Source organism: Streptococcus uberis, assembly GCF_900475595.1.
GTDB classification, from domain to species: Bacteria; Bacillota; Bacilli; order Lactobacillales; family Streptococcaceae; genus Streptococcus; species Streptococcus uberis.
In genome coordinates this window covers 791,517-805,324 of record NZ_LS483397.1, presented here as the reverse complement: position 1 = coordinate 805,324, position 13,808 = coordinate 791,517, and the positions used below count along the sequence as shown (strand labels likewise).

The window sequence follows — 13,808 nt, the reverse complement described above, 5'->3', positions numbered from 1 at the left end:
TTTACCCTCTCTACGCTGTTTCTAAAATCGGTTTTGCGTCACCATTGACAGATTCCTTGGTAATACGTACTTTGACTACATCTTCCTGACTAGGAATTTCAAACATAATATCTAACATGGTTTCTTCAATAATGGAACGTAAACCACGCGCACCTGTTTTTCTTTCAATAGCTTTCGCCGCAATAGCTTCTAAAGCATCTTGATCAAATGACAATTCAACACCATCATATGACAATAGGGCTTGATATTGTTTAACCAAAGCATTTTTCGGAACTGTCAAAATTTGAATGAGGTCATCTATGTTGAGCTGTTCTAAAGCAGCTACAACTGGTAGGCGACCAATGAATTCTGGTATAAGACCGAATTTTTGAATATCATCAGAAATGATTTCTTGCATATAAGAAGCATCTTCATCAATCTTACGGGAATTTTGACCAAAGCCAATGATTTTTTCACCCAATCGCTGTTTGACAATTTCTTCAATGCCATCAAAAGCACCGCCAACGATAAATAAAATATTTTTGGTATCAATTTGAATCATCTCTTGATTAGGGTGTTTCCGGCCTCCTTGAGGTGGAACAGATGCAACTGTCCCTTCAATGATTTTCAACAAGGCTTGTTGAACTCCTTCTCCTGATACATCACGTGTGATAGAGACATTCTCACCTTTTTTGGCAATTTTGTCTATTTCGTCTACGTAAATAATACCACGTTCTGCTCGTTCAACATTGTAATCAGCAGCTTGGATAAGTTTCAACAAAATATTTTCAACATCTTCTCCGACATAGCCTGCTTCTGTTAATGATGTTGCATCAGCAATGGCAAAAGGCACATTTAAACTTTTTGCCAAGGTTTGGGCTAAGAAGGTCTTACCAGATCCTGTTGGCCCAATCATCAAGATGTTTGATTTTTGCAATTCAACTTCCTCTTCATCACGACTTTCAGAAAATGAAATGCGTTTATAATGATTGTAAACCGCAACAGCCAATGCTCTTTTAGCACGGTCCTGACCGACTACATATTGGTTTAAAACATCTAAAAGTTCCTTTGGTTTTGGAACTTCTGTTAAATCAGCTAAGACTTCTTCTGCTAACTCTTCTTTAATAATTTCTTGTGATAAAAGAACACATTCATTACAGATAAAAACATTATTACCTGCGATTATTTTTTTAACTTCATCTTGGCTTTTACCACAAAATGAACAATGTACCTTAATATCAGTGCTTCTATTTCCTGCCATATTTTACTTTCTCTTTTCCTATTCTAAAATAGCGTGCTATAAAAAGCGTGTATTGTATTGACTAAGTTGGTAAAGGCATTTAGTAAGAACAAAATACCTAAACCATAACGATTTTTCCTAAATGCAGGAATCGCACAAAGAATACAAATGGCACACAAAAACGCCGTAAATACTCCAAATAGACTACGTTGCATGAATTAACTTTCTCCTCGAACCAGCTATTTCCGGACCAAAATATGCACTGTAAAATCATAAGGATTCTGATCATCTCTTTCATAGAAAAAACAATCTTCTTCAACAAATGGACTCAAATCTAATTCTGGACGGTAGGTATCTCCATCGAATTGATGATGAACAACTGTTTTAATGATTTTATTAAAATGGCCATCAAATGTTTGCAGAACTTTTTGACCACCAATCACATAGAGGTTATTTTCTTGAGCATGATACCATTCTAAAGTTTTTTCCAAACTTGTCATGGTTAAGGCTCCATCCACATGATAAGACTCATCACTAGTTAAAACCAAGGTTTGTCGATTCGGTAAAAGACGTCGTTTCATTCCCTCAAAGGTAACACGTCCCATCAAAATAGCATGATTTAACGTTGTGTTTTTAAAATGCTGAAGTTCTTTTGGTAAATACCAGGGTAAGGTTCCATTTGCACCAATCACACCATTTTCATCTTCAGCCCAAATAGCAATTATTTCTTTTGTCATTCTTCCAGTCCTTTATATCATTCTCTTAATTCTACCAAATTTTAAGCCTTTTTGCTGAATTTAAAATTGATTGCCAATTTTAGATGGCAAGATCAAAGCTTAATTGAGGTTTTACTGGATTATAATCCAATAACTCAAAATCTTCAGGACGGATGTCGAAGAAATTGGTCCCGTCAGGAACATTTAAGACTAACTGAGGATGACAGTCACTTTCTTCCCTCTTTAACAGTTCCTCTGCTTGAGGGAACTGGTTGTCATAAATATGAAGATTATTAACAAAATAGAAGAATTTACCCAATTTCCATCCGAAATGCTTAGCAATCATCATTTGGAAAGCAACATATTGCATAGCATTAATATGATGAGCGACCAACATATCATTAGACCGTTGAACCAAAGTAGCATCCAAATGAATCTCGCCATTGACACGACGAACATCAAACATGGTTTGGAAAGCACAAGGAAGTAATCCCTCACTTTCTTCAAATGCCTCATAATCCCAAAGAGAAACAATATTGCGACGATTCCAAGGATTATCCGATAATTGTTTCAAAATCTTTGTCATGATATCATGTTTTTTAACAATAGCCCCATATCGTTGACCTATTGTGCGAGTCGTTCCCACTTCCCAATCATTCCAATAGTGGACATTATATTTATTTTCTAAAACATCCAAAGAATTACTTTGGTCCTGATAAATCCAAAGCAGCTCTTTTATAGCAGATTTAATGGGAATAGGTCTCAATGTGGTTATGGGAAATTCACCTTTAGACAAATCATATTCCGCAAAAGCTCCTGTGATATATTTGGAATTGGCAGTTTGTCCATTCTTATATTTTGGCCTAGCATTTTCACTTAGAACACCATCCATCAAAATTTTCTTGATATTATCTTTAAAAATCACATCTGCTTTTGTCATGATAATTCCTTCCCTAGTTTGTACTGTTTATTATTTTACCAAAATTCACCAAAATAGCTAGAAGAAATCCTTTTTAAGAATCAAATTGCTCAAGAATATGCTTTCAAATGTAAAAGTATCAGTCTGAAAGCTATGTTTTCATCGAAAATATGATAGAATATTAACGACATAATTTGTATAAAAGAAGGTAAAAAATGAATATAGGAATAGATAAAATTGGATTTGCCACTGGTCAATATGTCCTTAACATGGAGGACTTGGCTCAGGCACGACAAACCGATCCCGAAAAGTTTAGTCAAGGATTAATGTTAGATGCCATCAGCATTTCTCCCATAACTGAGGACATCGTAACTTTAGCTGCGAGTGCCGCAGCAAGCATCTTAGATGAAGAAGATAAGAAAAAGATTGACATGGTTATCCTAGCAACTGAATCCTCCATCGATCAATCAAAAGCAGCAAGTGTCTATGTCCATCATTTATTAGGTATCCAACCTTTTGCACGCTCTATTGAAATGAAAGAAGCTTGCTATGCTGCTACTGCAGCTTTAGACTATGCAAAATTACATGTCACAATGCATCCAGAGTCAAGGGTGCTTGTCATAGCAAGCGATATCGCCAAATATGGAATTAAATCTGCTGGAGAGCCTACACAAGGCTCTGGAAGTGTCGCCCTATTAATCAAAACCAATCCTCGCATTGCTATTTTGAACAAGGATAATGTCGCTCAAACTCGAGATGTTATGGATTTTTGGCGGCCAAATTATTCCACAACCCCTTATGTTAATGGCATCTATTCAACAAAACAATACTTGGATTCCTTAAAAACAACATGGAAATACTATCAAGATCAAAACCAAGTGACACTCAGTGATTTTGCAGCATTTTGTTTTCATATTCCTTTCCCCAAATTAGCCTTTAAAGGCTTAACTAAACTAATGGATAAATCACTAACACCTCAGCACAAAAATGCCCTACAAGAAGCCTTTCAGGCCTCTATACAGTATAGCCGAAAAGTAGGAAACATTTACACAGGTTCACTTTACATGTCACTTCTTTCCCTTTTGGAAAATAGCTCCGCAGTCAAAGCAGGAGATAGAATTGGCATGTTCTCATATGGCTCTGGCGCAGTTAGCGAAATTTTTAGCCTACAACTGGTTGAAGGCTATGAAAAACAGTTGAATACAGAAAGAATCCACTACCTCAATAGCCGTCAAAAGTTAACAGTTTCAGAATATGAAGACCTTTTCTATGAAGAATGCGAATTAGACGACTCAGGAAATGCCAAGCTCAAACAGTATCGAACAAATGACTTTAGCTTGACTGAAATTCAAGAACACCAAAGGATTTATAAAAAAAATGACAATGCCTAAATTAAATTGGTCTGGTTTTTACAAAAAAACACCCCAAGAAAGAATGCAGCTGTTAAAAGAATATCAACTCCTTGATGAAAGAAGCGAAGACATCTTAATGCAACAAGAGTTACTATCATTGGAAACAGCTAATCAAATGACCGAAAACGTTGTCGGAAGACTAGCTTTACCCTTTAGTATTGTCCCTGATGTCTTCGTAAACGGTAAAACCTATCAAATACCGATGGTTACAGAAGAACCTTCTGTCATTGCTGCAGCATCTTTTGCAGCTAAAATCATAAAACGTTGTGGTGGTTTCAAAACAAAGGTTCATAACCGTCAAATGATTGGACAAGTAGCTCTCTATGATTTGGAGGATATGGAAGTCGCAAAATTAGCTATTCTGACCCAAAAAGACGATTTAATCAACCTAGCTAATCAAGCCTACCCTTCCATTGTCAAGAGAGGAGGGGGAGCCCGAGAACTTTCTGCGCAAATAAAAGACCAATTTTTGATTATCTATATGACAGTTGATACTCAAGAAGCCATGGGTGCCAATATGGTTAATACGATGATGGAAGCCATCACACCTGAGCTAGAACAATTGAGTTCAGGTAAAGCTTTAATGGCAATTCTATCAAATTATGCAAGTGAATCTTTGGTCAGTGCAGAATGCAGTATTGATTTTCGTTTTCTAAGTCGTGATCCAAATGAAGCTAAAATTCTAGCTAAAAAAATGGTACTTGCCAGTCATTTAGCCCAAATTGATCCCTATCGTGCAGCAACGCATAACAAAGGAATATTTAATGGCATTGATGCAGTCGTAATGGCTACAGGAAATGATTGGCGAGCCATCGAAGCTGGTGGCCACGCTTTCGCAGCAAAAGATGGCACTTATAGGGGATTAAGTACCTGGACGGTTGACGAGGAAAACCATTGTATTATTGGTCAACTGACCTTACCAATGCCAATTGCTACAAAAGGAGGCTCAATAGGCCTAAATCCAAGTGTCCAAATGGCCCACCAGTTATTACATGATCCAAATGCTAAAGAATTAGCGCAAGTCATTGTCAGTCTTGGTTTAGCTCAAAACTTTGCTGCCCTAAAAGCACTGACAAATACCGGAATTCAAGCAGGACATATGAAATTACAAGCAAAATCACTTGCTCTTTTAGCCGGTGCAACTGAGAAGACACTTCCCAAATTAGTCCCACTCTTGCTCAAAGAAAAACACATGAATTTAGAAACGGCCAAAGCCCTATTGCAAAAACTTGATGAAAGAAAAGAACCTTGAGATTATCAAGGTTCTTTTTGGTACATTTTTTAGCTGTTAGCTTCTTTTAAGCGACCATATAGAAGGTAATCTACCTCTCTTAGGTCAGCGATGGTTTTACAATTTAAAGCACACATGATGCGTTTTAAATCTTCTTTCCAGCCATTAATGATTTCAATCACTTCTTCTTCGTGATACGTTTCGACCAATTCTAAAAATGTTCGTGATAAACCTACTGCTCTAGCACCAAGAACAAAACATTTAATCATGTCTAAAGGATGTCTAACACCACCTGATGCTAAAATTTCCACCTGATTCACCAAATCTTTACAATTTAATAAACACTGAACAGTACTTTGTCCCCACTGATCTAAATAGGATCTATTGCCACCGCGTTGATTCTCAATGTAGGCAAAGGATGTCCCACCTCGTCCGGAAATATCAAATGTTTGAATACCTAGAGCCTGGGCAGTCTGGATGGTTTTAACATCCATACCAAATCCAACTTCCTTTAATATAATTGGAACTGGTATCTGCTCGGCATATTCTTTCAAATGCTGTCGCCAATGTTTAAACTGTCTCTCGCCTTCTGGCATTAAGAGTTCTTGCATCACATTGACGTGGACTTGTAAAAAGATTGGGTTCATTTCGGAAACAGTTTGCATCCCTAAACAGATGTCTTTATCCAGTCCAATATTGGTTGCCAATTTTAAATTTGGTGCAATGTCTTTTAATCGATAAGAGTCATCTTGAGGATTTTTTAAAGCAGCACTATAGGACCCTGTTACCATAGGAATGCCAGTTGCTTGAGCAACACGTGCTAATTTCGCATTGACGGCTTTGCCTTTTTCACTCCCACCTGTCATGGCATTAATGTAAAAAGGAAATTCGAAATCCTGTTGAGCATAATGTGTGGACAATTCTATCTCATCGACATCATATTTGGGCAAAGATGAGTGGATCAGTTCCATATCATCAAAAGAATTATAAGAGGACTGATATTTTAAAGCATATTTGATATGATCATTTTTTCGATTTGTCATAAAGCTCTCCACTGTGTTTGATAAATAAGGTCAATGTTTTGTGTCTTCCACTCTTGAAGTATGCTATCTTTTGATTGATGATCAAAGCAAAAAGCGATACCACAATCTCCTCCGCCAGATCCTGAAGACTTCGCAATGGCATTTTTTCCAGTTGCTGCTTCTTTTAATTGAAGTAACTTAGGATGATAGATGGCTGGATGTAGCTGTTGCAGTAAATCACTTATTCTAGCAATAGCTAAAGTGAAAAGATACTTATCACCCTCTTCTAAAGCTTTTTGGCACTCTATAACTGCTAATTGGGTTGCTTCTAAAAAATCTGAAGTGATATTTTTTTTGACTTTATTAATCATTTCTTTTGAAATAGAGGGGATTTTTGTCCAACCAACAAGAAAAGTTAAATCTAACTTTGGCTTAATGACTTCAATCTGATAACCCCAATCATTTTTTAACACATCCTCAAAACTGAGAACTGAAATCATGTTTTGGACTTTTTGTCGATCAAATGATTGGAAGCAAATCAGGTCATTATAAGCGATACAGGCAATATCTCCCATGGAACCATTGTCATCTAATGTTAACAAGGTATATGCTGCTAACTTAAAGAGTAAATCTTGTGAGAGACTAATATGATAGAAGTCAGCTAAAGCTTTAAGGGTTAAAACGGTCACACTACCGCTAGAACCAATACCATATTTTTTCCCCTCGGATTCCATTTTACCCGTAATGGTGAGTTGAAAAGCAGGCAACTCTTCTAACGATTTTCCAAGTAATTTCGAGAAAGTGGAAATAGTTTCTTGAATAATACGGTAATTTGGGTCGGCTTCCATGCCAACGGAGTAATCAAACATATCTGAACACAGTCTAATAGTATCCGACTTTACCATTTCTGCCGTCATTAAAATGGGGATAGGGACTAGGATTGCTTTTTGTCCCGGCCATAATACAGAATATTCTCCTGCAAGATAAAGTTTTCCTCCAGTTTGGACTACTACTTTAGTCATGACTAATTTCCTTTGTTTTTGAAACGATAATTGAATAATCCTCTGCGAAGCGTTTTGAAAGACTATCTAAATCTTTCTCAAGACAAAGTACCTTAACATTGGGACCCGCATCCATTGTAAAATAGCATTGGAAACCTTCTTCCCGTAATGCTTTGACTTTATCCATTGCCTGATAAGAATCCTCTGTAAGATATGAAAAAGAAGGCTTAGCCGTCCGTGTTGTCGCATGCATTGCCAAAGCATTTTTCTCAGTTAATTGACCTACTTTTTCAAAATCATTGTTCTTTAAATACAGCAACATCTCTTGATAATCCTGTTCTGATTGCTGTATCCATTGATCAAAAGTTGTTGACGTTTCTCGACAAAGTTTCATACCTTCACGGCTTGAGATTGGTTTACGAGCGTCATTGACAACCAACATAATCATTGCCAATTTCAAATCTGTTTCAACCTGATAAATATCCCCGCTATCCTTGTCCCAGGCAGAGAGTGGCCCAAAGAAAGATCGTGAGGCCGACCCTGATGCAAACTTGGCTTTTTGGGCCAATTCTTTCTGATTCAAGCGACAGTTGAAGAAAAGATTACATGCTTTAACCAAGGCAGATAAGCCGCTTGAACTGGAGGACAAACCTGCAGCTGTCGGCATGTTATTTCGAGTTCTAACCTCTACAAATTGATTCTTATCCGTTCGAAATTGATCAATAATCGCAGAAATTTTTTGATGCTCTGCTTGATCTTGCAAGTAATCATCAATATAAAACAAGTCCTTTTGAGCACCATGATCTAATCGTTTAAGACTTGTTTCAGTATACATATTTTCTAAAGTCAGAGAAATGCTACTGGTTGACGGTATCATTTTTTCCTGATTTTCTTTTCCCCAATATTTAATAATGGCAATATTAGCGTACGATTTAACTGTTACAGTTTTTGGATCCACGTATTCACGGCCCCTTCTTCTCTTAATTTTTGGCTGATTGCATCTGCTTTTTCTTTTTGGTCAACAAGGGCTATGATACAACCTCCTAAGCCACCACCAGACATTTTGGCTCCCAAAGCTCCTTCTTTCAAAGCTTCCTCAACTAATTGATTGGCTTTAGCGATACTGACCCCAATTGCTTTAAGGGCCTCATGTGCTTGTGTCATGGAATAGCCAATTGTTTTGATATCTCTATTTTTAATAGCATTTTCAACATCTTCTGTCAGTTGGCCAAGTTGTTTTAGATATGGAAGATTCGTTTCTTCATACTTTGCAACTTTTTGAACAGCTTCTCTGGTATGTCCATGAATGCCTGTATCTGCAATGATCAAATAGGCATCAAGGTTGATATTCAGACTTTCAAAGCCCACATTTCTAATGAACTTTATGGCTTGGTCACTGAGACAAGTTTTGGCATCTAAGCCACTAGGATTAGTATGTGCAATAATTTCTGCCTTATTGACCAATATTTCCAACAACTCATCAGATAATTCTTCATTGAAGTAATCAAACACTGCTCTTATCGCAGCAATTGAAACTGCTGCAGATGAACCCATTCCTCTTTTTTGAGGCACTTGAGATACAATATCATATGAGATAGGGTGATTTTTAATCTTTAGATAATCCAAGCCAGAATAAATAGCCGTTGACAAAGTGTCATAAAAATCAAATCTTAATGGGGTATCTGATGCCTTAATACGACACGTGACCTCTATATCTTTTAAAGGTAGGGCAATTGCCGGAAAGCCATAGACGACAGAATGTTCTCCCATCAAAATGATTTTGCTATGCGACCTACCAATTCCTATTTTTTCGTTCATATCCTTATCTTTTCATAACTTTTCATTTTTACTATTACCTTACTATTTTACACTAAAAGTCATAAAAATGCGATAAGTTACCATCTTTCAGAAAAGGTTAAGTTTGCTTGCAATCAAGACATCTGATGTCTCTTATCATTAGTAATTCTTTAGCAAATCAATCATTTACATCTTCTGAAAAAATAAAAGCCAAATATTTTTCCTTTTTTTATTTTCGTTTTCTAAATTATTAATGCTACTAAAGTGATTATAAAAATAAGATAAATACGAACAAAAAACGCCATGAAAAATGTAATATCTGTTTTTTATCCAATAAATCCATCTTTCACAAAATGTATAGAAAAAATATATGTGTTTTAGCTAAAATTCTACTTGTCTAAGCCTTAAAAGCATAGTAAACTAAACTTGTAAACTAATTTTAATTTCTTAGGAGTATTTATGAAAAAGCATATTGTGTTAAAAAGCAGTATTTTAGGTCTTGTCGCTGGAATGTCAGTTTTAGTATCATCTGTACAAGCTGATCAAGTTGATGTTCAAATTCTAGGAGTTAATGATTTCCACGGTGCACTGGATCAAACTGGTTCAGCTTATATGCCTGATGGAAAAGTGTCTGGGGCTGGGACAGCGGCTCAATTAGATGCATACATGGATCAAGCGCAAGCAGATTTTAACCAAACTAGTCCAACTGGAACAAGTATCCGTGTACAAGCTGGTGATATGGTCGGTGCAAGTCCTGCAAATTCTGGATTACTACAAGATGAGCCTACAGTCCAAGTATTTAATGAAATGGGCGTTGAATACGGAACACTAGGAAACCATGAATTTGATGAAGGATTAGCTGAGTATAACCGTATTATGACTGGCACTGCACCTGCAGCTGATTCAAGCATCAACCAAATTACAAAAGATTATACACACATTCCATCGGACCAAACAATTGTTATCGCTAACGTGGTTGATAAAACAACTGGAGAGATTCCGTATAACTGGCAACCATATGCTATAAAAAATATTCCTGTAAACAACACTTCTGTGAATATCGGTTTTATTGGAGTTGTTACAACAGAAATTCCAAATCTCGTCTTAAAACAAAACTATGAGCAATACAATTTCTTAGACGAAGCGGAAACTATTGCCAAATATGCCAAAGAATTACAAGGACAAAATGTTAATGCCTTAGTTGTATTAGCTCATATTCCTGCAACAAGTGGTAAAGATGGTATAGTAGGCGACGAAATCGCTACAATAATGGATAAGGTTAACCAATTATATCCTGACAATAGCATTGATATTATTTTTGCAGGTCATAATCACCAGTATACAAATGGAACCATCGGTTCTACTCGAATTGTTGAAGCACTATCCCAGGGTAAAGCATACGCTGATGTGCGTGGTACACTTGACACTGATACACAAGACTTTATAGCTACCCCTACTGCTCAAGTTGTTGCAGTTGCACCTGGCGTTTTAACAGGCACAGCTGAAATCCAAGCTATTGTTGATGAAGCTAATACAATTGTTAAACAAGTGACTGATCAAAAAATCGGAACTGCCGCAAGTTCAGAATTAATTTCACGTGAAGTAAATGTAGATAAAGAATCTGCAGTAGGAAATCTCATCACAACTGCACAATTGACAGTTGCTCGTGAAACATATCCTGATGTTGATTTTGCTATTACAAATAACGGAGGAATCCGAGCAGATTTACTAGTAAGTAGTGATCAAAGCATTACTTGGGGTGCTGCTCAAGCAGTTCAACCTTTTGGAAATATCCTACAAATAGTTGAGCTAACTGGTCAAGAAATATACGATGCCTTAAATGAACAGTATGATGAGGGGCAAAAATACTTCCTCCAAATGTCAGGCTTACGCTATACATACACTGATAGTGGCTCAACTGACCCTCTTGTTCCATTTAAAGTTGTGAAAGTTTACAAAGACAATGGAGAAGAAATCGATCCAAATGCTACTTATAAATTAGTCATTAATGACTTCCTATATGGTGGTGGTGATGGTTTTGCAACATTCAAAAAAGGGAAATTATTAGGAGCAATTAATCCTGATACTGAGGTCTTTATTAAATATATCAAAGACTTAGAAGCTGCTGGCAAACCAGTAACAGCTGCAATAACAGGGGTTAAAACCTATGTTACAACGGCCCTTGAGCCTTCAACAACTACTGATGCAAGTGGTACTCATGAAATTATCAATCGTGTTTACCGTGATCGTGATGGAAAAATTGTTGCTACAGAAGTCGTTTCCGACCTCTTCACTCCAGCTCCTGTTGAAGAAACTGAAACACCTAAACCAGCTGTTAACTCTATTAAGATTCCTGTTAAAACACCAAAATATGGTCAAAGCTTAACAGCAGTAAAAGCAGGTCAGCAAGCACAAAAAGCAAGTGACAAAAAACAATTGCCAACTACTTCAAGTCAAGAAGACACAGCAATTCTACTTTCATTACTTGGTGCATCAAGTCTAGCAATGGCGGTAGCATTAAAGAAAAAAGAAAATAACTAATCCAAACTAAACAATAACATGCTTCGTAAACATCACTCCTAATGTTAGAACATCATCTAACTTCTGGAGCAGTTTAACTCAGGCATGTTATTTTTTTATATTAAAATACCCTCTAAATGGTCTAATTCATGTTGACAAACTTGTGCTGGCAAACCTGTTAAAGTTAACGATTTTTTCATCCAATGATGATCTAAATAGTCTACTTTAATTTCTTTATAGCGTGTTGTTTTCCGGGACCCACTCAAAGATAAACAGGACTCTTCCGCATGAAATGAATCTTTTTTACTGATAATCATAGGATTAAACATGACTAAGTCTACAAAACCCATGGAAATAATAATAATACGCTTGGACTCTCCAATCATGTTAGCTGCCATTCCAAGACAATTTTCTCGATGGTAGGCTAATGTATCAAGTAAATCTGTTCCAATCTTGATATCCTCTTTTGTAGCAAGAACAGATTTTTGCTGTAAGAACAGGGGATCTTTTACAATATCTCTTATCACTTTGTTACCTCTACTTTCATTAATGCTATTATATCAAAAAAGAAACCCTATTTAACATAGGGTTTCTTTATCAAAATTTCTAAATAATTCCTTGAGCAGACATAGCTTCTGCTACTTTCAGGAATCCTGCAATATTTGCACCAAGAACTAAATTCCCTTCTTGACCATACTCTTTTGCTGATTCAGAAGCATTTTCATAAATGGTTTTCATGATGTCATACAATTTAGCATCCACTTCATCAAATGACCACGATGTTCTACCACTATTTTGAGCCATTTCTAAGGCAGAAACAGCTACACCACCAGCATTGGCTGCTTTTGCAGGACCAAAAAGTATACCTGCTTCTTGGAATATCGAAATGGCTTTTAAGGTTGAAGGCATATTGGCTCCTTCAGAAACAGCTAAAAGGCCATTTTCAATAAGGACTTGAGCATCCTTTTCGTCTAATTCGTTTTGCGTTGCACAAGGGAATGCTAAGTCAGCCTTAATGGACCAAATTTTCTTACCAGTATCTGAACTAATAAATGTCGCATTTGGATGTTTTTCCAGATAAGTTGAAATACGGTTACGATTTTCTTCTTTAATCCATTTCAATGTTTTTAAATTAATACCCTCTTCATCATAAATATAACCAGATGAATCAGATGCAGCAACAACTACCGCACCAAGTTCTTGTAATTTCTCAATAGCATAAATAGCAACATTACCTGATCCAGAAACGATTGCTCTTTTCCCAGTAAAGCTTTCTCCTACAGATTTAAGCATTTGTTCAGCAAAATAAACCACTCCATAACCAGTCGCTTCTGTACGCACCAGTGATCCACCATAAGTTAATCCTTTACCAGTTAAAACGCCATTTTGATAGCCATTTAAGCGTTTATATTGTCCAAAAAGGTAACCTATTTCTCGACCACCTACACCAATATCACCTGCAGGGACGTCTAAATCAGGACCAATATACTTCTGAAGTTCTGTCATAAAGCTTTGTGTAAAACGCATAACCTCTTGGTCTGATTTTCCTTTTGGATCAAAATTTGAACCACCCTTGCCTCCACCAATTGGTTGTCCTGTCAATGAATTCTTTAAAATTTGCTCAAAGCCTAAAAATTTAACAATAGATTGATTAACTGAAGGATGAAAACGTAAGCCACCTTTATAAGGACCGATTGCAGAAGAAAACTGAACACGGTATCCTCTATTGACTTGAACCTGTCCTTTATCATCAACCCAAGGTACTCTAAATGAAACCACTCTTTCCGGTTCAACAAGTCTTTCTAAAATATTTTCTTCTATATATTTAGGGTATTTATCAAAAACAGGAATAAGAGATTGAAAGACCTCTTCTACAGCTTGTAAAAATTCTTCCTCGTGAGCATTTTCTTTTTTTACTTTTTCAAATACAGATGTTACATATTCTTTTCCACTTATCATATTCATACCTTT

At 36.5% G+C, this 13,808-nt stretch carries 12 protein-coding genes; 3 read left to right on the top strand and 9 right to left on the bottom strand.

The window, feature by feature from the left end:
* Positions 1-10: 10 nt before the first annotated feature.
* From clpX to DQM95_RS04350, 3 genes are all read right to left on the bottom strand, one after another.
* Entirely contained in the window at positions 11-1,240 is a 1,230-nt protein-coding gene (gene clpX, locus DQM95_RS04365; RefSeq protein WP_012658290.1) for an ATP-dependent Clp protease ATP-binding subunit ClpX, read from the bottom strand.
* A gap of 218 nt (positions 1,241-1,458) precedes the next feature.
* Complete coding sequence (locus DQM95_RS04355) at positions 1,459-1,956, bottom strand: dihydrofolate reductase (RefSeq protein ID WP_012658288.1); 498 nt, start codon at positions 1,954-1,956, stop codon at positions 1,459-1,461.
* 79 nt (positions 1,957-2,035) lie between these two features.
* A complete protein-coding gene (locus DQM95_RS04350; RefSeq protein WP_037592261.1) occupies positions 2,036-2,875 on the bottom strand; it encodes a thymidylate synthase in 840 nt (279 codons plus the stop codon).
* A 194-nt stretch (positions 2,876-3,069) separates the two neighbouring features.
* Between DQM95_RS04350 and DQM95_RS04345 the strand changes: the two genes are divergently transcribed.
* Together DQM95_RS04345 and DQM95_RS04340 are read left to right on the top strand one after the other, a co-directional pair.
* Positions 3,070-4,245, top strand: coding sequence for a hydroxymethylglutaryl-CoA synthase (locus DQM95_RS04345; RefSeq protein WP_046393420.1), 1,176 nt, complete (start codon positions 3,070-3,072; stop codon positions 4,243-4,245).
* A complete protein-coding gene (locus tag DQM95_RS04340) occupies positions 4,232-5,518 on the top strand; it encodes a hydroxymethylglutaryl-CoA reductase, degradative (RefSeq protein ID WP_046393419.1) in 1,287 nt (428 codons plus the stop codon). The genes DQM95_RS04345 and DQM95_RS04340 overlap by 14 nt, the downstream gene beginning before the upstream one ends.
* Positions 5,519-5,547: 29 nt before the next feature.
* Here the strand turns inward: DQM95_RS04340 and fni are convergent, their stop codons facing one another.
* The 4 genes from fni to mvk are packed head-to-tail and all read right to left on the bottom strand — an operon-like array spanning position 5,548 to position 9,338.
* Positions 5,548-6,540: a type 2 isopentenyl-diphosphate Delta-isomerase gene (gene fni / locus DQM95_RS04335; protein WP_012658284.1), complete on the bottom strand. Its 993-nt coding sequence runs from the start codon at positions 6,538-6,540 to the stop codon at positions 5,548-5,550.
* Positions 6,537-7,541: a phosphomevalonate kinase gene (locus tag DQM95_RS04330; RefSeq protein ID WP_037592262.1), complete on the bottom strand. Its 1,005-nt coding sequence runs from the start codon at positions 7,539-7,541 to the stop codon at positions 6,537-6,539. The genes fni and DQM95_RS04330 overlap by 4 nt, the downstream gene beginning before the upstream one ends.
* Complete coding sequence (gene mvaD / locus DQM95_RS04325) at positions 7,534-8,478, bottom strand: diphosphomevalonate decarboxylase (RefSeq protein WP_037592263.1); 945 nt, start codon at positions 8,476-8,478, stop codon at positions 7,534-7,536. The genes DQM95_RS04330 and mvaD overlap by 8 nt, the downstream gene beginning before the upstream one ends.
* Complete coding sequence (gene mvk / locus DQM95_RS04320) at positions 8,460-9,338, bottom strand: mevalonate kinase (protein ID WP_037592264.1); 879 nt, start codon at positions 9,336-9,338, stop codon at positions 8,460-8,462. The genes mvaD and mvk overlap by 19 nt, the downstream gene beginning before the upstream one ends.
* 438 nt (positions 9,339-9,776) lie before the next feature.
* Between mvk and DQM95_RS04315 the strand changes: the two genes are divergently transcribed.
* On the top strand, positions 9,777-11,858 hold the full coding sequence (locus DQM95_RS04315) for a surface-anchored 5'-nucleotidase (protein ID WP_046393417.1): 2,082 nt from the start codon (positions 9,777-9,779) through the stop codon (positions 11,856-11,858).
* A gap of 95 nt (positions 11,859-11,953) precedes the next feature.
* On the opposite strand, the gene DQM95_RS04310 is transcribed toward DQM95_RS04315, so the two are convergent.
* Positions 11,954-12,364: a peptide deformylase gene (locus tag DQM95_RS04310; RefSeq protein WP_037592265.1), complete on the bottom strand. Its 411-nt coding sequence runs from the start codon at positions 12,362-12,364 to the stop codon at positions 11,954-11,956.
* A 79-nt stretch (positions 12,365-12,443) separates the two neighbouring features.
* Complete coding sequence (gdhA, locus tag DQM95_RS04305; protein WP_012658279.1) at positions 12,444-13,796, bottom strand: NADP-specific glutamate dehydrogenase; 1,353 nt, start codon at positions 13,794-13,796, stop codon at positions 12,444-12,446.
* Positions 13,797-13,808: the final 12 nt, after the last annotated feature.